21 protein-coding genes are annotated in these 24,033 nt (G+C 68.7%); 5 read left to right on the top strand and 16 right to left on the bottom strand.

From position 1 onward, the window contains the following. Positions 1-430: 430 nt before the first annotated feature. From gshB to BM070_RS04935, 7 genes are all read right to left on the bottom strand, one after another. Positions 431-1,381: a glutathione synthase gene (gshB, locus tag BM070_RS04965; RefSeq protein WP_092938168.1), complete on the bottom strand. Its 951-nt coding sequence runs from the start codon at positions 1,379-1,381 to the stop codon at positions 431-433. A 235-nt stretch (positions 1,382-1,616) separates the two neighbouring features. Beyond that, entirely contained in the window at positions 1,617-3,485 is a 1,869-nt protein-coding gene (locus tag BM070_RS04960; RefSeq protein ID WP_092938091.1) for a potassium transporter Kup, read from the bottom strand. 181 nt (positions 3,486-3,666) lie between these two features. Continuing rightward, complete coding sequence (gene gshA / locus BM070_RS04955) at positions 3,667-4,962, bottom strand: glutamate--cysteine ligase (RefSeq protein WP_092938089.1); 1,296 nt, start codon at positions 4,960-4,962, stop codon at positions 3,667-3,669. A gap of 127 nt (positions 4,963-5,089) precedes the next feature. Next, complete coding sequence (locus BM070_RS04950; RefSeq protein ID WP_092938087.1) at positions 5,090-6,556, bottom strand: TrkH family potassium uptake protein; 1,467 nt, start codon at positions 6,554-6,556, stop codon at positions 5,090-5,092. 12 nt (positions 6,557-6,568) lie between these two features. Next, positions 6,569-8,026: a Trk system potassium transporter TrkA gene (gene trkA, locus BM070_RS04945; RefSeq protein WP_092938085.1), complete on the bottom strand. Its 1,458-nt coding sequence runs from the start codon at positions 8,024-8,026 to the stop codon at positions 6,569-6,571. A 55-nt stretch (positions 8,027-8,081) separates the two neighbouring features. Then, positions 8,082-9,362, bottom strand: coding sequence for a glutamate-5-semialdehyde dehydrogenase (locus BM070_RS04940; RefSeq protein ID WP_092938083.1), 1,281 nt, complete (start codon positions 9,360-9,362; stop codon positions 8,082-8,084). Between the two features lie 53 nt (positions 9,363-9,415). Next, the gene (locus BM070_RS04935; protein WP_092938081.1) at positions 9,416-10,105 is read right to left on the bottom strand and encodes a dienelactone hydrolase family protein; all 690 of its coding nucleotides are present in this window, start codon (positions 10,103-10,105) and stop codon (positions 9,416-9,418) included. Between the two features lie 162 nt (positions 10,106-10,267). Between BM070_RS04935 and BM070_RS04930 the strand changes: the two genes are divergently transcribed. Together BM070_RS04930 and BM070_RS04925 are read left to right on the top strand one after the other, a co-directional pair. Next, entirely contained in the window at positions 10,268-11,032 is a 765-nt protein-coding gene (locus BM070_RS04930) for an SDR family oxidoreductase (protein WP_092938079.1), read from the top strand. Further along, a complete protein-coding gene (locus BM070_RS04925) occupies positions 11,032-11,670 on the top strand; it encodes a MarC family protein (protein ID WP_092938077.1) in 639 nt (212 codons plus the stop codon). Before BM070_RS04930 ends, BM070_RS04925 begins: the two co-directional genes overlap by 1 nt. A 55-nt stretch (positions 11,671-11,725) precedes the next feature. On the opposite strand, the gene BM070_RS04920 is transcribed toward BM070_RS04925, so the two are convergent. Together BM070_RS04920 and BM070_RS04915 are read right to left on the bottom strand one after the other, a co-directional pair. Beyond that, positions 11,726-12,271, bottom strand: coding sequence for a hemerythrin domain-containing protein (locus tag BM070_RS04920; protein ID WP_092938075.1), 546 nt, complete (start codon positions 12,269-12,271; stop codon positions 11,726-11,728). Positions 12,272-12,457: 186 nt separating this feature from the next. Beyond that, positions 12,458-12,967 (bottom strand): carboxymuconolactone decarboxylase family protein, encoded by a 510-nt coding sequence (locus tag BM070_RS04915; RefSeq protein WP_092938073.1) that lies wholly within the window; start codon positions 12,965-12,967, stop codon positions 12,458-12,460. 55 nt (positions 12,968-13,022) lie between these two features. Between BM070_RS04915 and BM070_RS04910 the strand changes: the two genes are divergently transcribed. Next, positions 13,023-13,520: a MarR family winged helix-turn-helix transcriptional regulator gene (locus BM070_RS04910; RefSeq protein ID WP_092938071.1), complete on the top strand. Its 498-nt coding sequence runs from the start codon at positions 13,023-13,025 to the stop codon at positions 13,518-13,520. Between the two features lie 201 nt (positions 13,521-13,721). On the opposite strand, the gene BM070_RS04905 is transcribed toward BM070_RS04910, so the two are convergent. The 3 genes from BM070_RS04905 to BM070_RS04895 all read right to left on the bottom strand — a co-directional run bounded on the left by BM070_RS04905 (position 13,722) and on the right by BM070_RS04895 (position 15,513). Then, the gene (locus BM070_RS04905) at positions 13,722-14,300 is read right to left on the bottom strand and encodes a hypothetical protein (protein WP_092938069.1); all 579 of its coding nucleotides are present in this window, start codon (positions 14,298-14,300) and stop codon (positions 13,722-13,724) included. Positions 14,301-14,414: 114 nt separating this feature from the next. Continuing rightward, on the bottom strand, positions 14,415-14,633 hold the full coding sequence (locus BM070_RS04900; protein ID WP_092938067.1) for a CsbD family protein: 219 nt from the start codon (positions 14,631-14,633) through the stop codon (positions 14,415-14,417). 259 nt (positions 14,634-14,892) lie between these two features. Beyond that, entirely contained in the window at positions 14,893-15,513 is a 621-nt protein-coding gene (locus BM070_RS04895; protein ID WP_092938065.1) for a phosphoadenosine phosphosulfate reductase domain-containing protein, read from the bottom strand. 324 nt (positions 15,514-15,837) lie between these two features. Here BM070_RS04895 and BM070_RS04890 point away from each other — a divergent pair, with 324 nt between their 5' ends. Continuing rightward, positions 15,838-18,024: a TonB-dependent receptor gene (locus BM070_RS04890; protein ID WP_092938063.1), complete on the top strand. Its 2,187-nt coding sequence runs from the start codon at positions 15,838-15,840 to the stop codon at positions 18,022-18,024. 88 nt (positions 18,025-18,112) lie between these two features. On the opposite strand, the gene BM070_RS04885 is transcribed toward BM070_RS04890, so the two are convergent. The 4 genes from BM070_RS04885 to BM070_RS04870 are packed head-to-tail and all read right to left on the bottom strand — an operon-like array spanning position 18,113 to position 21,837. Next, positions 18,113-18,814, bottom strand: coding sequence for an ABC-type transport auxiliary lipoprotein family protein (locus BM070_RS04885; RefSeq protein ID WP_092938166.1), 702 nt, complete (start codon positions 18,812-18,814; stop codon positions 18,113-18,115). A gap of 41 nt (positions 18,815-18,855) precedes the next feature. Beyond that, positions 18,856-19,842, bottom strand: a complete 987-nt coding sequence (locus BM070_RS04880) for an MlaD family protein (RefSeq protein WP_092938061.1) — start codon at positions 19,840-19,842, stop codon at positions 18,856-18,858. After that, entirely contained in the window at positions 19,842-20,705 is an 864-nt protein-coding gene (locus BM070_RS04875) for an ABC transporter ATP-binding protein (RefSeq protein ID WP_092938059.1), read from the bottom strand. The genes BM070_RS04880 and BM070_RS04875 overlap by 1 nt, the downstream gene beginning before the upstream one ends. A gap of 4 nt (positions 20,706-20,709) precedes the next feature. Continuing rightward, positions 20,710-21,837 (bottom strand): MlaE family ABC transporter permease, encoded by a 1,128-nt coding sequence (locus BM070_RS04870; RefSeq protein WP_092938057.1) that lies wholly within the window; start codon positions 21,835-21,837, stop codon positions 20,710-20,712. A gap of 303 nt (positions 21,838-22,140) precedes the next feature. Between BM070_RS04870 and BM070_RS04865 the strand changes: the two genes are divergently transcribed. Beyond that, positions 22,141-23,826, top strand: a complete 1,686-nt coding sequence (locus tag BM070_RS04865) for a GMC family oxidoreductase (RefSeq protein ID WP_092938055.1) — start codon at positions 22,141-22,143, stop codon at positions 23,824-23,826. Positions 23,827-24,033: the final 207 nt, after the last annotated feature.

Genomic DNA, 24,033 nt, shown 5'->3' with positions numbered 1-24,033 from the left:
GCTGTATATTTTTAAGGAACCGAAAGATCAGAATCTCTTCTTTTCTTTCAAGCTTTGCTGCGATCAGCAGAGCCTTGAATTCTAACAGGTTTTTTAAAGTCCTGTCAAACTTGAAGGTTATTCGCTTTAATCAACTTGCTTTCGCAAACCGCTTTCAGCGAAGCCCTCGATTATAACAGCATTTTTTAAACACCGTCAAGACCGAAGGTCTTTATTTTCACTTCACAGAACCGATCGCATCAGCAACCAACCCCGTTTAGCGGAGCCTTGAATTCTACACCGATTTTTCAACCAGCCGCAACTCAAAACCAACCTTTTTTCTCAACACCTCCGAAGCTCCTTTCGTTGCCCCGACTGCGCCAAGAGAGCTAGTGTATGACAACTTCAAGACGATTTCAGCCATCTGGCGCAATTTTTTCGCGCTGCGCTGTCAGGCTCCCTGCAGGGCCTCTTCCAGCGCATCTATATAGAGAGAGGCCACATCGCACCCGGTCTGGTCATGGATCTCCTGGAAGCAGGTGGGGCTGGTGACGTTGATCTCGGTGACGCAGTCGCCGATGACGTCCACACCCGCCAGCAGCAGGCCCCGCTCCTTGAGAACCGCGCCCAAGGCTTCGCCGATCTCCTGGTCGCGTTGAGTCAGGGGGCGTGCCACGCCCTTGCCACCTGCTGCCAGGTTCCCGCGCACTTCGCTGCCCTGGGGGATGCGCGCCAGGCAATAAGGAACCGGCTTGCCGCCGATGATGAGCACGCGCTTGTCGCCCTCGGCGATCGCCGGCAGGAATTTCTGGACCATCACGCTTTCGGCGCCGTCCTTGTTCAGGGTTTCGATGATGCTGCCCAGGTTGAGGCCGTCCGACTTGACCCGGAAGATGCCCATGCCGCCCATGCCGTCCAGCGGCTTGAGGATGATGTCCCCATGCTCGGCATGGAAGCGGCGGATGTCCTGCGCATCCCGCGTGACCAGCGTGGGGCCGATGAATTGCGGGAATTCCATGATCGCCAGCTTTTCGGGATGGTCCCGCAGCGCACGCGGTTTGTTGAAGACGCGCGCGCCATCGCGCTCGGCCTGCTCCAGCAGATGGGTTGCGTAGAAGTATTCGCTGTCGAAGGGCGGGTCCTTGCGCATCAGCACCGCGCCGAAATCGGCCAGGGCCGCAGCCTTGGGGGCCTGGGCGCTGTACCACTCTTCAGGATGGCCGGTGAGCGTGATGTCCTGCACGGTAGCGGTCACGCGCCCTCCCCGTTCCCAGTGCAGGTGCCGGGGTTCGCACACCGCCAGGGTGTGGCCGCGCCGCTGCGCCTCCCGCATCATGGCGAAGGTCGTGTCCTTGTAGATCTTGAATTGCTCGATGGGGTCGGCGATGAAGAGGAAATGCATGGTCATCCGGAGAGAGGTTCGGGCCGGCGCCTGGGGCGCCGCTATCCGTACTGTTGCACAAGTGGCGCCGCCTTGCCGGACAAGGGCTGGCCGCGGGACATGAACGGGCAAACGCTATCGATTTCATAGCTGACTGCGCAGAGGTGATCAGGGCTCAAGTCTGAAAACGCCCTGAATCCGGCCGACCCCACACGGAATCAGCAAGGCCCCCGCGCTCAGCGCCAGGGCCACGCACTCAAATTTCGATCTTGGAACCCAGCTCCACGACGGCGTTGCTGGGCAGGTTCAGGAAGCTCGCCGCGCCGCTGGCGTTGTGGTGCATCTGGGCGAAGAGCTTCTCGCGCCAGGGCGCCATGCCGCTGCCGATGGTGGGGATGACCACGTCACGCGACAGGAAGTAGCTGGTGGTCATGGATTCGAGCTCGCAGCCCCGGCCGCGCATGGATTCCAGCGCCCTGGGCAGGTCGGGGTCGTTCTTGAAGCCGTAGTGGACGACCACCTGCCAGCAGTCGCTGCCCAGCGGCTCGACCTGCAGCCGCTTGTCCAGGCCGATCCACGGGGTTTCGTGGCTGCGCACGGTGACGAAGAGGTTCTGCTTGTGCAGCACCTTGTTGTGCTTGAGGTTGTGCAGCAGCGCGTTGGGCACGGAGCCGGTCTCGGCGGTGAGGAACACCGCCGTGCCTTCGACCCGCGTCGGCGGGCTGATGAACACGGCCGTGAGGAAGTCGCGCAGGTCCAGCGACTCTTCCCGCAGCTTGTCGTTGAGCAGCTCGCGCCCGCGCTTCCAGGTCATCATCAGCATGAACAGCACGGTACCGATCATCAGCGGGAACCAGCCGCCCTGGAACAGCTTGAGCAGGTTCGAGGTGAAGAAGGCGAAGTCCACCAGGAAGAAGAAGCCGGTGGAGAGCAGGCACAGCACCAGCGGGTAGCGCCAGCCATAGCGGATGACGAAGAAGGTGAGCACGGTGGTGATCAGCATGTCCAGCGTCACCGCGATGCCGTAGGCCGCCGCCAGGTTGCTGCTGGAGCGGAACATGACCACGGCCAGCACGATGGCGACGAACAGCCCCCAGTTCACGAAGGGCATGTAGATCTGGCCGGTATCGCGCACGCTGGTGTGCAGGATGTTCAGGCGCGGCAGGTAGCCCAGCTGGATGACCTGCTTGGTCACGCTGAAGGCGCCGGTGATGAGCGCCTGGGATGCGATCACCGTGGCCATGGTGGCCAGCACCACCAGCGGGACCAGCGCCCAGTCGGGTGCCATCAGGAAGAAGGGATTGCTCACCGCCTCGGGCTGGGCCAGCAGCAGCGCGCCCTGGCCGAAGTAGTTGGTGACGAGCGCCGGCATGGCGACGCCGAACCAGGCCAGGCGGATGGGCTTCTTGCCGAAGTGGCCCAGGTCGGCATAGAGCGCCTCGGCCCCCGTCACGCACAGAACCACCGCGCCCAGGATGATGAAGCTGATGCCCGGGTTGTTCCAGATGAAGCGCAGCGCATGGTGCGGGCTGATGGCGCCCAGGATTTCCGGGTGGCCCACGATGTGCGGCACGCCCAGTGCCGCGATGGAGCAGAACCACACCAGGGTGACCGGCCCGAAGTACCGGCCGATGCCCGCCGTGCCGCGCTTTTGCACCGCGAACAGGCAAAAGAGCACGACCAGCGTCAGGGGAATCACGGCCGTGCGGAAGTGCGGCGACACCACTTCGAGGCCTTCGACGGCCGAGAGCACGGAAATCGCCGGCGTGATGACGCCGTCGCCATAGAACAGGCAGGTGCCGAAGATGCCCACGCCCAGCAGCGCCGCGCGCAGCCGGGGCTTGTCCTTCACCGCCTGGGAGGCGAGCGCCAGCATGGCGATCAGCCCGCCCTCGCCCTTGTTGTCGGCGCGCAGCACCAGCACCACGTACTTGATCGAGACGATGACGGTGAGCGTCCAGAACAGGATGGACAGCACGCCATAGACGTTGGTGGGCGTGAACGGCACATGGCCGGAACCGAATACTTCCTTGACCGCGTACAGGACGCTGGTGCCGATGTCGCCATACACGACGCCGATGGCGCCCAGCGTGAGCGCTGCGAGCGAGGATTTGGAGCTTTGCACTATGGAGGCCCGGCCACGCCTGCCGGCGCCGCCGGGTTGCTGTTCTTGCGGGGACCGCTATTGTGCGCCGGGGCCCTGAAGGCGCATTGCTCGGGAATGGCGTGTTGCACTGCAACAACTACACACAATTCCCCTGGCTTGCAGCGCCCACTCATGGCATGCGCTGCGAGTGGCCGGCGGCTCAGTCGTACACCTCTGCCTCAGGGTCGGTGGCTTCCAGCTCGTAGCTGGCGGCCAGCATGGCCAGGCGCGCCACCACGCCATACATATAGAAGCGGTTGGGCGCGCTGGCACCGGGGCGGGCGCCGGGCTGGGGCATCTGGGTGCTGTGCTTGAAGGCCAGCGGCACGAAGCTGGCCCCGGGGGCGTTGAGGTTCTCGTCCACGCCGCGCTCGGCATGCATGCGGTAGAAGCCGCCCACCACGTAGCGGTCCATCATGTACACCACGGGTTCGGCCACGGCCTCGTGCACGCGCTCACGGGTGAGCACGCCCTCCTGGATGATGAGGTCGTGCACGGTCTGGCCGTCCTTGATGCCGGCCAGCTTGTGGCGTGCCTTGCGGTTCAGGCCGTCCAGGTCCTTGGCGTCGCGCACGGTGATCACGCCCATGCCCTGGGTGGCGTTGTCGGCCTTGACGATGACGAAGGGCTTTTCGTTGATGCCGTATTCCTTGTACTTGCGGCGCACCTTGGTCAGCTGGGCGTCCACGGCGCTGCGCAGCACCTCCATGCTGGCGTCGTCGTCGAAGTCCACGCTCTCGCAGCGGCTGAAGAGCGGGTTGATGAGCCAGGGGTCGATGCCCAGCAGCTTGCCCAGGCGCTTGGACACCTCTTCGTAGCTCTGGAAGTGCCGGCTCTTGCGGCGCACGGTCCAGCCCGCGTGCAGCGGCGGCAGCAGGTATTGCTGGTGCAGGTCTTCCAGGATGCCGGGCGCGCCAGCCGAAAGATCGTTGTTCAGCAAGATGGTGCAGGGGTCGAAGTGCTTGAGCCCCAGCCGGCCCTTGGTGCGGATGACCGGCTCGAGCGTCACCGTCTCGCCATGGGGCAGCGTGACCACGGTGGACTTCTTGATCTCGGGGCTGATGGAGCCCACGCGCACGTTCAGGCCCGCCATGTTGAAGATGCGCTGCAGCTGCAGCACGTTCGACAGGTAGAACGTGTTGTTGCAGCGGCTCTCCGGAATGATGAGCAGGTTGCGCGCCTCGGGACAGATCTTCTCGATCGCCGCCATCGCCGCCTGCACGGCCAGCGGCAGCATCTCGTTGGTCAGGTGGTTCCAGCCGCCGGGAAAGAGGTTGGTATCCACCGGCGCCAGCTTGAAGCCGGCGTTGCGGATGTCCACCGAGGTGTAGAACGGCGGCGTGTGCTCCATCCACTCCAGGCGGAACCAGCGCTCGATGGCCGGCATCGAGTCGAGGATGCGCTGTTCAAGCTCGTTGATGGGCCCCGTGAGGGCGGTGATGAGATGCGGAACCATGGAAGCCCTCGGGGGATTGGCGGGGAAATGGATCGATGCCGGGGATTGTAGGGAGGACACGTGGGGCCGGATGCGGAATCCGCAAGCCCGGGCCGCCTCGCCCGGCCGTGGCCCGCCCGTCGCCCGCTCAGCGCCGCCAGAAGGCGGGCGTGAGCAGGGCCATGAAGCTCAGGATCTCCAGCCGCCCCAGCAGCATGGCGAGGTTGCAGACCCAGAGCTGGAAGTCGGTCAGCACCGCATAGGAAGACGCCGGCCCCAGCTGGCCCAGGCCCGGCCCCATGCAGTGCACGCTGGCCAGGATGGCCGAGAACGCGGTGACCGGGTCCAGGTCGGTCAGCAGCAGCACCATGCTGAGCGTGATGACCGTGGCGCCATAGACCAGCATGAAGGCCAGCACCGAGAAGATCATGCGCGGATCCACCACCGCGTCGCCGAGGCGCACCGGCTGCACCGCGCGCGGATGCACGATGCGCGTGAGCTCGCGCCGCGCCTGCTTGAGCAGGATCAGCATGCGCACCATCTTGATGCCGCCGCCGGTCGATCCCGCGCTGGTCGCCACGCCCGAGAGCAGCAGCATGAAGATGGGCGCGAACACCGGCCAGGCGAGATAGTCGGTGGTGGCGAAGCCCGTGGTGGTGGCCACCGAGACGACGTGGAACATGCCGTAGCGCAGCGCGTCGGACAGCGTATAGACGTTCTTGGCCCACAGCAGCAGCGCCACCACCAGCCCCCCGCCGATCAGCGCCACCATGGTCGCGCGCATCTCCGCATCGCGCCAGAAGCCGCGCAGCGTGCGCTTGCGCACGGCGACGAAATAGAGCGCGAAGTTGCAGCTGGCCAGCAGCATGAACACCACGGCGATGGCTTCGAGCAGCGGCGAGCGGAAGTGGGCGAAGCTCAGGTCGTGCGACGACAGCCCGCCCAGGCTGACCGTGGTGAACATGTGCATCAGCGCGTCTTCGGGCGTCATGCCGGCCGCCCAGTAGGCCAGCGCGCAGGCGACCGAGAAGAACACATAGACGCCCCAGAGGCCCTTGGCCGTCTCGGTCATGCGCGGGGTGAGCTTGGTGTCCTTCACCGGGCCGGCCGCCTCGGCCTTGAAGAGCTGGCTGCCGCCCACGCCCAGCAGGGGCAGCACGGCCACGGCGAGCACCAGGATCCCCATGCCGCCGATCCACTGCATGAAGGTGCGCCAGAGGTTGACCGAGAGCGGCAGCGTGTCGAGCTGCGTCATCACCGTGCCGCCGGTGGTGGTGAGGCCCGAGACGGCCTCGAAATACGCATGCGTGAACGACAGCGGCCGGCCCAGCTGGTGCGTGGCCAGCAGCAGCGGCAGCGCCGCGAAGAGCGGCAGCACGACCCACACCAGCGACACCAGCATCACGCCGTGGCGCGGCAGCAGCTCGCGGCTGTGGTGGCGGGTCTGCAGCCAGAGCACGCCGCCCGCGAGCCACGTCGCCAGCATCGAGAGCGCATACAGGCTCCAGAGCCCGTCGTGGCGCCACAACGAGGCGGCCAGCGGCACGGACATGGAGATGCCGAACATGCACAGCAGCACGCCGAGCACCCGCAGGACGGGAAGGATGTCTGCCATGGCCCGCCGGATTCAGAAGAAGGTGGCGCTCACGCGGAACACCTTCTCCACGTCGCGCACCAGCCGCTTGTTGGGCAGGAAGAACACCACGTGGTCGTTGCTCTCGATCACCGTGTGGCTGCGCGGGATGATGACCTCGGGCTGCGCATCGCCCACCGCGTCCGCCCCGCCGTCGTCGCGCAGGCCGCGCACGATCAGGCCCATGTGGACCTCGGGCGGCAGGTGGATCTCGCTGACCTTGCGGCCCACCACGCGCGAGCTCTTGCGGTCGCCGCGCGCCACGATCTCCAGCGCCTCGGCCACGCCGCGCCGCAGGCTGTGCACGGCCTGCACGTCGCCGCGCCGCACATAGGCCAGCAGCTCGCCCAGCAGCGCCTGCGCGGGCGAGAGGGCGATGTCGATCTGCGTGCCGTGCATCAGGTCGGCGTAGCTGCGGCGGTTGATGAGCGCCAGCACGCGCCGCGCGCCCATGCGCTTGGCCAGCAGGCTGGCCATGATGTTGTCTTCGTCGTCGCCGGTCAGGGCCAGGAAGAGGTCCACCTCCTCGATGCCCTCGTCGCCCAGCAGGTCCTCGTCGGTGGCGTCGCCCTGCAGCACCAGGATGTCGGAAGGCAGCTGCGCGGCCAGGCTCTGGCAGCGCTCCGCGTTCGATTCGATGATCTTGATGTGAAAGCGCCCCTGCTGCGCCAGCTGCCGCGCCAGGCGCTGGCCCACGCGGCCGCCACCGGCCACCATGATGCGGCGCACCGGCCGCGCGGGCTGGTCGCCGCGGCGGTGCAGCGCGGCCAGCACCTGCGGGATCTGCTCGCGCGCCGACAGCACGAACACCTCGTCGCCCGGCTCCACGCGCGTGCTGCCCTCGCAGGCGATGAAGCGGTCGGGCTCTTCGGGGAAACGGCGGTAGATGGCCACGATGCGCATGGCCACCTCGGGCGCCGATTCGCGCATGGCGGCGATGCGCATGCCCACCATGGGCGCGCCCTGCCGCGCCCGCACCGATACCAGGCAGGCCCGGCCGCCGGCGAACTGGCGCACCTGCAGCGCCTCGGGGAATTCCACCAGCTTGGCGATGTAACGGGTGAGCGACTCCTCGGGGCAGATGATGCGGTCCACGCCGAAGCCGTCCTTGCCCAGCAGCAGCTCGCCCTGCTCGGCATCGAAGCCGGAGGAACGCACCCGCGCGATGCGCGTGGGCACGTTGAAGAGCAGCTGCGCGATCTTGCAGCAGACCAGGTTGGTCTCGTCCTGCGCGGCGCAGGCGATGAGCAGGTCGGTATCGCGGGCGCCGGCTTCGGCCAGCACCTGCGGGTCGATGCCGTTGCCCACCACGCCGCGCAGGTCGAAGCGCGATTCCAGATCGCGCAGGCGCTCGGCATCGGTGTCGATGACGGTGATGTCGTTCTGCTCGGAGACCAGGCTCTCGGCCACGCTGTGGCCCACGCGGCCGGCGCCCAGGATGATGATCTTCATGCGCGGGCTCCGGCACGGCGGGCGGGCGCCCGCGCCTCAAGAGGGGGGGTCACGTTCAGGCGCGCACTTCGCCTTCGCCCAGCACCACCCACTTGAGCGAGGTCAGGCCCTCGATGCCCACCGGGCCGCGGGCGTGGAATTTGTCGGTGCTGATGCCGATCTCGGCGCCCAGGCCGTACTCGAAGCCGTCGGCGAAGCGCGTGCTGGCGTTGACCATCACGCTGGCCGAGTCCACCTCGCGCAGGAAGCGCTGCGCGTGCATGTGGTCGCGCGTGAGGATGGCGTCGGTGTGGTGGCTGCCGTAGCGGTTGATGTGGCGAATGGCCTCGTCGAGGCCGTCCACCACCTTGATGCTGATGATGGGCGCGAGGTATTCCTCGGACCAGTCCTGCTCGGTGGCGGGCGCCAGCAGCGCGCCGGGCACGTCGGCCAGCAGGGCCAGCGCCTCGGGGCAGCCGCGCATCTCCACCCCCTTGGCGGCATAGACCACGCCGATCTGGGGCAGGAATTCGGCGGCCACGCCGCGCGCCACCAGCAGGCCTTCGCTGGCGTTGCAGGGGCTGTACTTGTTCGTCTTGGCGTTGTCGGCCACCTTCACGGCCATGGCCACTTCGCAGGGGTCATCGACGTAGGTGTGGCAGTTGCCGTCCAGGTGCTTGATGACGGGCACCTTGGCATCGCGGCTGATGCGCTCGATCAGGCCCTTGCCGCCGCGCGGGATGATGACGTCCACGTAGTCGGGCATGGCGATGAGCTGGCCCACGGCCTCGCGGTCGGTGGTCTGCACCAGCTGCACCGCGTCTTCGGGCAGGCCGGCTTCGGCCAGCGCCGCCTGCACCAGCAGCGCCAGGGCACGGTTGGAATCGATGGCTTCGGAGCCGCCGCGCAGGATGCAGGCGTTGCCGCTCTTGATGCTCAGGCTCGCAGCCTCGATGGTCACGTTCGGGCGGCTCTCGTAGATCATGCCGAACACGCCGATGGGCACGCGCATCTGGCCCACGCGGATGCCGCTGGGCTGCTGCTTCATGCCCAGAATCTCGCCGATGATGTCCGGCATGGCGGCCAGCTGCTCGCAGCCCTGGGCGCAGGTTTCCAGCACCTTGGGGCTGAGCTTGAGGCGGTCCACCATGGGCTCGGCCAGGCCTGCGGCGCGGGCGCGCTCCAGGTCGCGGGCGTTGTCCTCCTGCAGCGCATCCACGCTCTCGCGCAGGCGCCGGGCCAGCGCCAGCAGCGCTTTGTTTTTAATAGCAGCAGGCGCCCGTGCCATCAAGGCAGAGGCGGCTTTTGCCTGCAGACCCAGGCTGTGGGTGTATTCGGCGATGTTGAGCGCGTTCATGGGCGTGATTTTGACGCACTCCGCAGCCGGGCGCCCGGCTGCGGGCTTCTCGCTCAGCGCAGGTGGCGTGCGAAGAAGTCCTGCGAGCGCTCGGCGGCCGTGGCGGCGGCGGTCGCTTCGTAGGAGCCGCGCTGGTCGCAGTTGAAGCCGTGGTCGGCGTCGTAGAGGTGGATTTCGACCTCGGGATGGGCGCGGCCGAAGGCCTCAACCGAGTCGAGCGTGATGAAGTGGTCGCGGCGGCCGAAGTGCGCCAGCACCGGGCAGCGCGGCTGGCGCTTGACTTCATCGCCCATCGTCATGCCGCCGCCGTAGTAGCAGAGCGCGGCCGACAGGCCCTGCAGCTCGCAGGCCGCGCGCCAGGCGAGCAGGCCGCCCCAGCAGAAGCCCACGATGCCCACCTTGCCGCCGCCCAGCTGCGCGGCATGCTCGATGGCGGCCTGGATGTCGGGCAGCACGCCCGCGCCCGGCAGCGCCTCGGCCTGGGCCTTGAGCGCGATGCCGTCTTCCATGTCCTGCGCGCTGTAGCCCAGCTCCACATCGGGCTTGACGCGCGCGAACATGGCCGGAGCCACGGCGGCGTAGCCCTGCGCGGCCCAGCGCTCGGCCACGCTGCGGATGTGCGAATTCACGCCGAAGATTTCCTGCAGCACCACCACGGCGCCGCGCGGCGTGCCTTCGGGCGTTGCGACCCAGGCGGGTACGGTGAAACCATCAGCGGAAGTGAGATCGACGAACTGGCCCATGGACTTGGCTCCTTGACAGGCGGTGATGAGAGGGGAAAAGCAGGGAAGATGGAGGGCGCGGCGGCCAGCGGCCGGAGCGCTCGGGCCCGCGATGCTGTAATGCCGTGCAGCACGGCCCGCCAGCCCCGCGGCGCCCCTCATTCTTGCAGCAGGAGACGGCACATGAACGACAGCAACCGAATAGCCCTCGTGACCGGCGGCAGCCGCGGCATAGGCGCAGCCACCGCCGTGCTGGCGGCGCGCCAGGGCTGGGCCGTGGCCGTCAACTACGCCCGCAATGCCGATGCCGCCCAGGCCGTGGTGCGGCAGATCACCGCAGCGGGCGGCACGGCCATCGCGGTGCAGGGCGACGTGGCCGTGGAGGCCGACGTGATGGCGATGTTCGCCGCCGTGGATGAGCAACTGGGCGACCGGGGCCGCCTGGGCGCGCTGGTCAACAACGCGGGCGTGGTGGACGTGCCCGCCCGCGTGGACGAAATGGGCGGCGAGCGCCTGCGCCGCATGTTCGACATCAACGTGCTGGGCAGCTTCTACTGCGCCCGCGAAGCCGTGCGCCGCATGAGCACCCGGCACGGCGGCGCGGGCGGCAGCATCGTCAACGTCTCCAGCGCGGCGGCGCGGCTGGGCGCGGCCGGGCAGTACGTGGACTATGCGGCGGCCAAGGGCGCCATCGACGTGCTGACCCTGGGCCTGGCGCGCGAGGTGGCGGCCGAGGGCATCCGCGTGAACGCCGTGCGCCCGGGGCTGATCGAGACCGAGATCCACGCCAGCGGCGGCCTGCCCGACCGCGTGCGCGACCTGGCGCACCAGGTGCCCATGGGGCGCGGCGGCTCCGCCGAGGAAGTGGCCGAGGCCATCGTGTGGCTGATGGGCGATGCCTCGCCCTACACCACCATGTCCTTCCTGGAAGTCTCCGGAGGCCGCTGATGGACTGGATCAAGCCGCTGATCGCCCTGCTCGCGATCGTGAACCCGCTGGCGATCGTGCCCTTCTTCATCCACTACACCACCGGCTTTTCGGCGGCGCAGCGGCGCCGCACCATCCAGGTGGCCGCCTTCAGCGCCTTCTGCGTGATCGCCGCCTGCGCCCTGCTGGGACTGCAGATCCTGGCGTTCTTCAACATCTCGCTGCAGAGCTTCCAGGTGGGCGGCGGCCTGCTGCTGCTCATCAGCGCGATGAACATGCTCAACGCCCAGCCGGCCGAAGCCAAGCCGATGACCAATGAGCTGGAAGAAGGCGCAGAAAAGGCCGCGCAGGGCGACAGCATCGCCGTGGTGCCGCTCACCATTCCGCTGCTGACCGGCCCGGCCAGCATGTCCACCGTGGTGATCTACGCCGACCGAGCCCAGACCGTGTGGCAGCACCTGGCGCTGGTGGGCTACGGCGTGGTCATCGCGGCGGCCACGGCGCTGTGCTTCTCGCTGGCCGAGCCCATCGCCCGCGTGCTGGGCAAGACCGGCATCAACGTGATGACCCGGCTGATGGGCCTGATCCTCGCGGCGCTGGCCGTGGAGGTGATGGCCGACGGGCTGGGCAAGCTGTTTCCGGTGCTGGTGGCGCGCTGACGGCGGCGCAGGCCTGCGCGCCTGCCCGGGCGCACCGCCAAGGCGTGCCGCTCGGTCAGGCCGGCACGGCGTCGTGGTGCGCGGTGCCGGCAGCCCCGGCGCGGTGGTGGGCTTCGTCGCCACCGCTACCGCTGGAGCACGCGCCGCCACAGCCCTCGATCAGCGTCTCGGGCAGTTCGGCCGGTGCGGCGACCACTCCGGTGACAGGATCGAACCCCACGCGGCGCAGGTGCAGCGCCAGCGCAGCGTCCATGCTCTGCGTGTGCTGCGGAAACCAGATCGCCAGCTCCGACGCCATGGCGCGCAGCACGTTCAGTTCGCCGTGCTTCTCGGCTCGCTCCGTGCCTTCGCCCAGCACCTGCAGGATCACGCGGTGCTGCATGGAATGGCAGTTGCCGGACGCGAAGCGGGTGCTCTGCATCCAGCGGTCTTCCTGGCCGAAATGCGCCACCGTGTGCACGACCAGCGCATGCCAGGCAGGCAGCAGCGCGGCATCGTCGGCCTCCTGCACGGCTGCCAGCAGTGCGACGAACTCCTGATGGGTGGTATCCATCAGGGGCAGATCCAGCGCCAATCCGTCCGACCATTCCAATCCAGCCATGGCTTTCCCCATCCTTCTTGCAGCGGCCCACCGATGGTGGCGAGGCCATGGCGCCAGCTTAGGGATGAGTCGCGGAGGGAACTTTGATCCAGATCACGGGGGTGGCTGAGCCTCCCGCAGCGGACGGGAGACGGTCATGCTTCAGCGTCCTGGCTCGGAAACCTGCGGGCACGTCCTGCAATCCCTTCAGCCTTGGGCGGTGACGGGCATGAAGCGCAAGGCACCGGCAATGCGGTTCCAGGCATTGATGGCCGCGATGGCCGTCGTCAGCGCAGCCAGTTCAGACGGGGTGAATGCATCGGCAGCCGCAGCATAGGTGGCATCGTCCACGGAGGAGCGCTCCATGCGGGTCAGCGCCTCCGCCCAGGACAGGGCGGCGCGCTCACGAGGGCCGAAACCACGGGCTTCGTGCCACACCGCCAGCATGTCCAGCTGCGAATCCGGAACACCCGCCTTGCGAGCCCAGTTCAGATGCAGATGCAGGCAGAAGGCGCAACCGTTCATCTGCGAGACGCGCACCTTGACCAGTTCGGCGAGCCGGTGCTCCAGGCCTGCGTCGGCGACGGCCCGGCTCAGGCTGCGCAATGCATCGCTGGCGCCAGGAACGGCCTGCTCGAATGTCTGCCAGCCGATACGTGGCTCGCAGGCAGGCAGCGCAGGGCCAGGGGCGGCGATGGGGGCGGAGATTGTCGTCATGGCGGGCAGATAAGATCAGAACTCTGACAACCCATCATATTCGAACCCTGACATCATGAGCAAGCCCCGCCAAGCTGCGATCGACTCCGCCACGCCAGCCCACGGCGAGGGCAAGCGCGGCATCGATGGGCACATCGGCTACCTCTTGCGGCAGGCCCATTCGGCGCACCGCGCCCGCATGGAGCGGGCACTGCTCGCCGACGGCGTGACGCTGCCGCAGTTCTCCGTCCTGACCATGCTGGCCGCCTATCCGGGCGCCTCGGGGGCCGAACTGGCACGCATGGCGCTGCTGACGCCACAGACGATGAACGTCATCATCAGCAACCTGCAGCGGAACGGCTTGATCGCGCGCAGCCCCCACCCCGGGCATGGACGCATCCAGACCAATGCGCTGACAGAGGAAGGCAAGGCGGTGCTCAAGCGTTGCAAGAAGCTCGTCGCGGCGGTGGAGGCGCGGCTGCTTCAGGGCCTCGCGCCAGAGGAGGAAGCCATCGTGCGCCGCTGGCTCGTGCAGGCCGTGGAGGAGGCGCCGCTCCCTGCGGATGGGGCCTGAGCCCGCAGTGCGGTCGCCATCGCAGCCTGCCCCTGCGCTGCGCGCACAGGTCACGCCCGGCGCCGGAAAAGAAAAGGCCCTGCATCGGCAGGGCCTGTCATCAGAGGATTCGGCGATGACACCGCCCCCTCTTCATGAAGCTCGTCCGGCCAGGCGAATCACACGGGGTGAGCTATCGCATGGCGGGGACGAGCACGGCCATCACTGGCCGTACATGCGCTTGGCGTCAGCCACGCACTTGTCCTTCACGTCGCCGGACATGGTGTCGCAGCGTTCCTTGGCGGCCTTGTACTGGGCTTCGCGCTTTTCTTCCGTGGCTTCCTTCTTCACCTCGGCGACGTTGGCGTCCTTCTTGGCGGCGTTGTCGGAGGGCTTGGCCTGGGCGCGGGCGACCTTGGCGTTTTCCTTGGCGGTCACGTGGGCAGCCTTGGCGTCCTTCTCGCAGATCTTCTTGGCATCGCCGGTCTGGTCATCGCACTTTTCCTTGGCGACGGCGTAGTCGGCATCGGCGCGGGCTTCGGCGACCTTGTAGGTGTTCTTGTCGCTGGGCTTGTACTGGGCTTGCAGTTCGGCCTTGGCCACGTTTTCAGCGCCCTTGGCTTCCTTCATGCAGATGTCCTTGGCGTTGTCCTTCAGGGCATCGCACTTGGCCTTGTTGACCTTGTAGTCGGCCGAGATGCGGTCCTTGGCGGCGCTGTGTTCTGCGCTGGTCATGGCCATGGCGGAAGTGGCCAGCATGGTGGCGGCGACGATGGCGAGCAGGTTGCGGGCGTGTTTCATGGGTATCTCCTCAGGTAAAAAAAGGGGTCTTCATCCATCCGGCTGCCCGCTGGTGGCCAGGCGGCCGGATGGTTGTTTGTTGTGTGTATGGGGGGGGGGAATGCGCCGCGGCGCTCAGCGGTCGTAGCGGAAGTCGGGATTGCGGCCTTCCCAGTCCTTCAGTTCCTTTTCGGCGGCGTCCTTGGCCAGGCCGTGACGCTCCTGCAGGCGGCCCAGGAGCTGGTCGCGCTTGCCGGCGGCGACGTCGAGGTCGTCGTCCGTCAGCTTGCCCCATTGCTCCTTGATCTTGCCGGTGAACTGCTTCCAGTTGCCCTTGAGGGTGTCTTCGTTCATGGTGCTCCTTCGTGCGTTGCCTGTATTCGCTTCAGCCCTTTCGCCCCGGGGAGGAAAGTCCTTGCTGCATGCGATAGACGCACTCTAAAAGCCGCCCCTGCCGCGGAGCGTAGGCGCGCCCGCGCACCCCACGTCAGTTCAAGCCTACGGTGCACCCGGGCGATCGGCAGGCGGAGCACGGGCGAAAAAAAGGCGTGCCCCGGGCACGCCTTGCTATCGAAAAATGAGTATCAGCCACGCGGCGGTGCGCCGCGCCCGCTCAGTGCGACAGGTGCAGTCCGCATTCGCGGTTGTCTTCGCCCTTGGTGGGGTCCACGTAGTCGAAGTTGTTGGGCAGGCCGTGGGCCTGCAGGTATTCGTAGAGGTCCTTGGACGACCAGTGCAGCAGCGGCGCGACCTTGACGAGGCCGTCGGGGTTGATGCTGACCGGGTCCATCTGCGCGCGCACCGCCGTGTCGGTGGCGCGCAGCGCGGTGAACCAGACCTGGGGCGCGGTCTCGCGCAGCGCGCGGGCGAAGGGTTCGAGCTTCACCTCTTCGGTGAAGGCGGCGTGGCGCGGATCGTCCAGCGCCGGCACCGGGCCTTCGACGGCCTCGCGGTGCGCGCGCGAGCGGCGCGGCAGGTAGATGCTGAGGTTCAGCTTCAGCTGGCGGGTGACCTCGTCGGCGAAGCGGTAGGTGGCCTCGGTGTTGTAGCCGTTGTCCATCCAGACCACGGGCACGTCGGGCTGGGCGCGCGTGACCATGTGCAGGATCACCGCCTCGAACGGGCGGAAGTTGGTGGTGACGATGGCCGGGCGGCCCAGGCCGACGGCCCAGTCCACCAGGCCCTGCGCGTTGCGGCCCAGTTCGGTGTTGATGCGTGCGAGATCGATGCTCATCGGATGTTTCCCCAAAAGTCGGTGTCACGGCCCGCCCCGAGGCGGCCGGTGGCCCGCGATTGTGCCCGCCGGCCCCTTCCCTCGCTGCCGTGGCGGCATTGCGACAGCACAAGAACATTGATGAGAATTATTTGCAATATCAATACAATGCAGCCGCTGCGCCACCACAACACCAAAAACCATAGCAGCCTGCGCTTTATCCATAAGCGCTTGCGGCGTATTGGGAGAAATTTCCATGGTGGCCCGGCCAGCGCATGCCGGCGTCCGCTGCGGACGGCTGGCGTGTCCACGATTCCGACGACCTTCCCTTCACGGCACTGCACCATGTCCAGCTCGTTCACCCTTTCCGCTTCCCGCAAGCCGCCGCTGCGGGCCTCTCTTCGTCCCTGCGCGCTGGCGGCCCTGTGCCTGGCGGGCGCCGCGGCATCGGCGCAGCAGGCCGCGCCCGCCCCGTCCCCCGGCACGGCAGCGGCCCCGGTGGCCACGATGCGCGAGGTGCGCGTGCAGGCCGACCGCAGCGCGGACGATGCGGCCTACAACGCGCCCACCTCGGCCAGCGGCACCAAGACCGAGGCCGCCCTGCGCGACGTGCCGCAGACCATCAACGTGGTGCCGCGCCAGGTGCTGCGCGACCAGGGCGCGGCCTCGATGCAGGACGCGCTGCGCAACGTGGCCGGCGTGGGCCTGTCCACGGGCGACGGCCAGCGCGACCAGGTCAGCATCCGCGGCTTCACCAGCATCGGCGACCAGTTCGTGGACGGCTTCCGCGACGACGCGCTGTATTTCCGCGACCTCTCCAACATCGACCGCGTGGAGGTCATCAAGGGCCCGGCCGCCGTGCTCTACGGGCGCGGCTCCTCGGGCGGGCTGGTCAACCGCGTGACCAGGAAGCCGGGCGTGAACGTGTCCGACGTGGCCCTCACGGTGGGCAGCTGGGCCGACAGGCGCGGCGAGTTCGACCTGGGCCGCGCCCCGGCCGGCAGCGACTGGTCGTGGCGGCTGACAGGCGCCGCCGAAGACGCCAACAGCTACCGCAGCCAGCAGTTCCTCAAGCGCCAGACGATCGCGCCCTCGGCCCTCTGGAAGCCCGACGCGAACACCTCGCTGCTGCTGCAGGCCGAATGGCTGCGCGACAAGCGGGTGACGGACTTCGGCATTCCCGCCCTGCGCGGGCGGCCGGTGGACGTGGCCCCCGGCACCTATTTCGGCTCGGCCAACGCGCGCGATGCGGACACCTCCGAATCCACCGTGGGCTCCTTCACCGCCACCTTCGAGCACCGTTTCAACGGCAGCCTGCGCCTGCGCAACGCGCTGCGCTACTACCACTACGAGCTGGACCGGCAGAACACCCTGCCCGGCGGCACCGTCAACGAGGCGGCCGGCACCGTGGCGCTCACGCGCTCGGGCATCGACCGCTTCGAGCACGGCGTGTTCAACCAGACCGAGCTGATCCAGAACCTGCGCACCGGCGGCATCGAGCACGAGCTGCTCTACGGCGTGGAGCTGGGCCAGCAGAACAAGGACGCGCTGAGCTTCTCGGACGGCACCGTCGCCACCGTGAACCTGCTCAACCCGGTGCTGCCGGTGGTGCCGCTCGACGGCGGCGGCAAGCTCAGCGGCAGCACGCTCAACCGCTACAAGACGCGCGGCTTCTACGTGCAGGACCAGATCACCTTCACGCCGCAGTGGAAGGTGCTGGCCGGCCTGCGCTACGACCGCTTCGGCCAGTCTTCCGACAACCGCCTGCCGGGCCAGGGCGACTTCGCCCGCACCGACACCACCTGGAGCCCGCGCCTGGGCCTGGTGTGGCAGCCCGACAGCGTGCAGTCGTACTACGCATCGGTCAGCCGCTCCTACCAGCCTTCGGGCGAGATGTTCGCGCTCACGGCGGCCAACGCCGACGTGGCGCCCGAACGCAGCACCAACTACGAGATCGGCGGCAAGTTCGACCTGCTGGATGGCCGCGCCACGGCCACCGCGTCGCTCTTCCAGCTCGAACGCACGGGCATCAAGTCCACCGACCCGTCCCGCCCGACGGTGCTGATCCCCATCGGCACGCAGCGCACGCGCGGGCTGGAGCTGTCGCTGGCGGGCGAGCTGCGCCCGGGCACGCAGGCCACGGTCAGCTACGCCTACCTGGATGCGCGCGTGACCGAATCCACCACGGTGGACGCAGGCCAGCCGGTGCAGGGCAAGCGCGCCACCATCACGCCGCGCCAGGCGCTCTCGGCCTGGGTGACGCAGGCGCTGGGCGCGGACTGGAGCGTGGGCGGCGGCGTGAGCTACGTGGGTGCGCGCTTCGCCAACCCGGGCAACACCGTCACCCTGCCCGGCTACACCGTGGCGGACGCCATGGCGCAGTACCGCATCGACCGCGCCACCACGCTGCAGCTGAACCTGCGCAACCTCTTCGACCGGCGCTACATCGTCTCGGCCCACGGCAGCAACGCCAACCTGAACCTGCCGGGCGCACCGCGCAACGTTGCGCTGACGCTGCGGCACAGCTTCTGAGCGGCAGAGCGGAGGCCGCAATGAAAAGGCAAAAGGGGCGCCAGTGGCGCCCCTTTTTCTTGATCCATTCGCCGGTGCGGCGGCGCGCTCAGCGGCCCAGCTGCTCCAGCCAGCGCTCGACCTCGGCCGAGGCCTGCCGAGCGGCTTCGGCCAGCGCGCGCGTGCCGCCCACCGCGTCGGCCGTGGGCGCGGGGCGCTGCACGGTAAAGACGCGCTGGGCCACCAGCTTCTCGCCGGCGGTGGTCGAATCGGCCACCGAGACCCGCAGGCGCACCAGGCCCGTGCTGGTGCCCGGCGCGCTGAAGACCTGGCTGAATTCCTCCAGCTGCGCGCGCACCACGGTGGGCGGGCGGCCGTTGTCCAGCAGCTGGCCGACGCCCGATTCGCCCAGCAGCACGGCGCGGCGCTGGCCCAGCTCGTCGCGCAGCGCCTGCTGCACCAGCTGCGCGGGCGGCTGGCTCCAGCGCGTCTGCGCATAGGGGCGCAGCTGCTGGGCGTTGGCGTAGTCGAGCCGGTAGAGCAGCGCGGTGCTGCCTTCGGGCATGCCGGTGGTGGAGACCTCGGCCAGCGCGAGCGGCGGCAAGGCCGCGGGCGTCGCCGTGGCGGCGCCGGCGGATGCGGTGGGCGAGGCCACCGTCGGCAGGCCGGGGCCGAAGTCGTACACCTCGGCGCGCTTGGGCGGATCGGGCAGCACGGAGCAGCCCGCCAGCGCGGCAGCCAGGCTCAGGCAGAAAACGGCCCGGGCGCGCATTCCGCCTGCGCTCTTTGCTATGTTTTTGATAGTCAGCATGCCAGTGTCCTCCAAGATGCGGTGCGGGTGCCGGCGGGCGCTCACTGCGCCGGCGCGGCGCGGGTGGGCGCCACGAAGCCGGCTTCGCCCGGGCCGGGCAGCGCGCTGCCGTTGCCGTAGATGAGCGACTGCGGGTTGTCGCTGATGCCGCTGGCCGTGCGGCCCAGGCGGCGGGCGGCGCGGGCGGCCTCGTCGGCGGCGTTGTTCAGGCGCGGCAGCGAGACGCGGCCGAAGCGGTCGGCCGCGGCCGAAAGCGACTGCGCACCGTCGGCGATCTGGTCCAGCGGCCCGCCCGTGGCGCTGAGCTTGGCGACGGCACCGCGCACTTCGGAGGCAGCCGCCGCGGCGTTGTCGCCCGCCACGCGCAGCGACTGCAGCGTGGCGCGCGCGTCCTGCGCCACGGCGGGCACGGTGGCCAGCGCCGGATCGAGCCTGGTGACCACGGTGTTGTCCAGCCGCTGCACCAGGGTGTTGGCGCTGGCGGAGGCCTTGGCGAGGTTGTCGAGCGCCTGCGCGAAGCGGGCCTGGTTCTCGTCGCCCAGCAGCTTGTTCAGACGCTCGGTGGCGTCCTGCACCTTGGCGAGGATGGCCGGGCCCTGCTCTGCGATCTGGCTGAGCGGCGAGCTCTTGAGCGGCAGGCGCGGCAGGCCGCTCTGGCCGGGCGCGGGGGGCTTGAGGGGCGCGTTGGCATCGTCGAGCTGCACATGTGCCAGCCCCGTCACGCCCTGGTAGCCCAGCGTGGCGAAGGTGGTGGGCGAGATCGGCGCGGATTCGTTCACGGCGATGCGGATCAGCACGTTGCCCGGCACCTGCGGGTCGAAGCCGATGCGCGTGACCTTGCCCACGGCCACGCCCTTGTAGCGCACGGGCGCCTCGGGCTGCAGGCCGCTCACGCTGTCCTTGGTGGAGAGCTCGTAGAGCGTGTAGTCGGTGCGGTCGCGCGTGAGCCAGAGGCCCATGACGGCCAGCAGGGCCGAGATGACGACGACGAAGATGCCGGCGGCGAGGGCGTGTGACTTGTTTTCCATCATGCGTCCTTGATGTGGGCGGGCGGCGGTGCCGGTTCGGCGGACGGCACGGGCGCCATGGCGCGCCGGCCGCGTTCGCCGAGAAAGAATTCGTGGATGAAGGGATGGTCGAAGCGCGCCACCTCGTGCGGCGTGCCGCTGACGATGACGCGCTTTTCGGCCAGCACGGCGACGCGGCTGGAGAGCGCGAAGAGCGTGTCCAGGTCGTGCGTGACCATGATGACGGTGAGCCCGAGCGAGGCGTGCAGCTCGCGCAGCAGGTCGCAGAAGTCGTCGGAGCTGTGCGGGTCCAGCCCGGCCGTGGGCTCGTCGAGCAGCAGCAGGGGCGGGTCCATGATGAGCGCACGCGCCAGCGCCACGCGCTTGATCATGCCGCCCGAAAGATTGGCCGGCATGCGGGTGGCGTGCTCGGGCTTCAGGCCCACCATCTGCAGCTTGACCATGGCGGCGTCGCACACCAGGCGCTGCGGCAGCGTGCCCTGCTCGCGCAGCGCGAAGGCGATGTTGTCGAGCACGCTGAAGGCCGAGAACAGCGCGCCCTGCTGGAACAGCATGCCCACGCGGCTGGCGGCGCCCCGGCCGGTGAGCTGCGCGGCGGGCTCGCCCAGCACGGTCACGCGGCCTTCGGTCGGCCGGGTCAGGCCCAGGATGTGGCGCAGCAGCACCGTCTTGCCGGTGCCGGAGCCCCCCACGAGCGAGAGGATCTCGCCGCGCCGCACCGTGAGGTCCAGGTTCTGGTGGACGGCGAAGGTGTCGTCGCCCTTGCCGAAGACGGTCGAGAGGCCTTCGATCTCGACCACTGCGGGCGCGTCGTCCGGCGGAGGTGCGGGGGTGGCGGGCGGGCGATGGGTATCGGAGGTCATCGCGTCAGACTCCCAGATTCTTGAAGCCGATGGCGAAGAGCGCATCGACGACGATGACCATGGTGATGGCGCTCACCACCGAGGCCGTCGTGCCCTGCCCCAGGCTCTGGGTGTTGGGCTTGACGCGCAGGCCCCAGTGGCAGCCGATGAGGGCGATGAACACGCCGAACACCACCGACTTGCCCATGGCCAGCCACAGGTTGGCGGGCGCCACCGCGGCCGGCAGCGCCTGGATGAAATAGGCGGGCGACACGCCCATGGCCACGTCGGCCGCGAGCATGCCGCCGGCCAGCGCGGCCAGCGTGGTCCACAGCGCGATCAGCGGCATGGCAATGCCCAGCGCGATCGCGCGCGGCAGCACCAGGCGGAAACCGTGGGCGATGCCCATGACGCGCATGGCGTCGAGTTCCTCCGTCACGCGCATCACGCCGATCTGCGCGGTGATGGCCGAGCCCGAACGGCCCGCCACCAGGATGGCGCCCAGCATGGGGCCGAGCTCGCGCGTGAGCGAGATGCCCAGGATGTTCACGATGAAGGTGCTGGCGCCGAACTGCCGCAGCTGCAGGCCCATGAGATACGCCAGCACGATGCCGATGAGAAAGCCCACCAGCGCCGTGATGGGCAGCGCCGTGGTGCCCATGCTGTAGAGGTGGCCCGAGACATCGCGCCACGGCCCCCGGCGCGGGTTGCGCACCAGCCGGCCCAGGTCCAGCACCAGCTGGCCCACCAGGATGAGCAGGTCGCGGCCATGGCCCACGCCCTGCAGCACCCGGGCGCCCAGCGCATCGATCTGCTCGGCCACGCTCCAGCGCTCGGCCGGGGGTTCCTGGGTGGCGAATTCGGCGATGCGCCCGAGCATGTCGCGCTGCGCATCGGTGGCCTGCAGGCGCTCGGGCAGCGCGCGGCCCCAGTGGTTCCAGAGCACCTGGGCGCCGACGTGGTCCAGCCAGTCCAGCTCGCGCAGGTCCCAGGCCAGGCCGGCATCGGCGGGCAGCGCGCGCAGCTGGGCGGAAAGCTCGCGCCACTGGCGGCGCTCGCCGAGTTCCGCCGCGCCCCAGCGGCCCTGCAGCACGGCGCACGGCCCCTCGGGCGCGTCGTCGCGGCGGGTGATGCGGGGCTCTAGATCGCTCATCGGAAAGTCGGTGGCTGCGGGCGTTGTGACCAGGGGCGTGGTCGGGGAAGGCATGGCATGCGGCGCACCCCAGGCGCTGCAACCGGGGGATGGTAGCCCAGAGCCCGCTGGGGCCGCGTCAGTCAAATTCGCCCAATGGCTGCGCGCAGGGGCTTGGCCGCCGGCCATGAAAATAGATCAAAACCCGCCTGCAGCCCAGGCGCCACGCCCGCCACAAGCTACAACAAACATAGCAATCAGCCCTTTCCCTATCGACAGGGCGGGCCCGCTCCGCACAATGGCCCGGCAACTTCCCGGCATTCCATGAGCGACACCACTTTCGACTACATCGTCATCGGCGGCGGCACCGCCGGCGCCCTGCTGTGCAACCGGCTCAGCGCCGGCGGCCGGCACCGCGTGCTGCTGGTGGAGGCCGGCCGCAAGGACGACTACCACTGGATCCACATCCCCGTGGGCTACCTCTACTGCATCGGCAACCCGCGCACCGACTGGCTCTACCAGACCGAGCCCGAGCCGGGCCTGAACGGCCGCCGCCTGCGCTACCCGCGCGGCAAGACGCTGGGCGGCTGCAGCAGCATCAACGGCATGATCTACATGCGCGGCCAGGCACGCGACTACGAGCAGTGGGCGCGCCTCACGGGCGACGACGCCTGGCGCTGGGACAACGTGCTGCCCGCCTTCCGCCGCCATGAAGATCACTGGCGCCTGGACCGGCCCGACACCGCCAGCGAGGCCTTCAAGCGCCTGCACGGCAGCAAGAGCACCGGCGGATCGGGCGAATGGCGCGTGGAAAAGCAGCGCCTGCGCTGGGACGTGCTGGACGCCTTCGCCCAGGCCGCGCAACAGGCCGGCATCGCGGCCACCGACGACTTCAACGGCGGCGACAACGAGGGCGTGGGCTATTTCGAGGTCAACCAGAAGGCCGGCTGGCGCTGGAACACGGCCAAGGCCTTCCTGCGCCCCACCTGCTACGGCCGGCCCAACTTCGAGATGTGGACCAGCGCCCAGGCCAGCCGCCTGCTGATCGACACTCTGCCCGACGGCAGCCGCCGCTGCACCGGCGTGCAGGTGTGGACGGGCGATGAGATGGTCACCGCCCACGCCGAGCGCGAGGTGGTGCTGAGCGCGGGCGCCGTCAATTCGCCGCAGCTGCTGCAGCTCTCGGGCATCGGCCCGGCCCCGCTGCTGCAGGCCCGCGGCATCGCCGTGCAGGCCGACCTGCCCGGCGTGGGCGCCAATCTGCAGGACCATCTCCAGATCCGCGCCGTGTACAAGGTCAACCACGTGCCCACGCTCAACGTGCTGGCCGGCAGCTGGGTGGGCAAGGCCAGGATCGGGCTCGAATACGCGCTCAAGCGCACCGGGCCCATGAGCATGGCGCCCTCGCAGCTGGGCGCCTTCACGCGCAGCAGCCCCGATCAGCCGCACGCCAACATCCAGTACCACGTGCAGCCGCTGTCGCTCGACGCCTTCGGCGAGCCGCTGCACGCCTTTCCGGCCTTCACGGCCAGCGTCTGCAACCTGAACCCGACCAGCCGGGGCACGGTGCAGATCAAGAGCGCGGACTTCCGCGAGGCGCCGGCCATCGCGCCCTGCTATCTCAGCACGCCCGAAGACCGCCAGGTCGCCGCCGACAGCCTGCGCGTCACGCGCCGCATCGCCAGCCAGCCGGCGCTCGCGCGCTACCAGCCCACCGAATGGAAGCCCGGCCCCCAGTACGAAAGCGACGAAGACCTGGCTCGGCTGGCCGGCGACATCGCCACCACCATCTTCCACCCCGTGGGCACCACCAAGATGGGGCAGGACGCCGATCCCATGGCGGTGCTCGACGCCCGGCTGCGCGTGCGCGACGGCCGGGGCGGCACCATTGCCGGGCTGCGCGTGGTCGATGCCGGTGCCATGCCCACCATCACCAGCGGCAATACCAACTCCCCCACGCTGATGATCGCGGAGAAGGCAGCCGAGTGGATGCGCGCGGAGGCCCGGTAACGGTGCGCCATGCACCGGCACGCGCATCGGCCGCCCCAGAAGGGGGTGGGAAACCCCCTATGCACCAAGCCTGAGCAAACCATTACAGTGCACCCACTCGATAGCGAGCCGCTAAGGCTCGCCAGACGAGGGGACCGAGGAGACAAACCCAAGCAACTCTAAAAATTCCAAGCATCCCCCGTGAGATGCATGCTTCCCAAGCGCCGG

It is taken from the genome of Paracidovorax wautersii, from assembly GCF_900113035.1.
Classification (GTDB): Bacteria; Pseudomonadota; Gammaproteobacteria; order Burkholderiales; family Burkholderiaceae_C; genus Paracidovorax; species Paracidovorax wautersii.
This window is presented reverse-complemented; position numbering and strand designations above follow the sequence as displayed.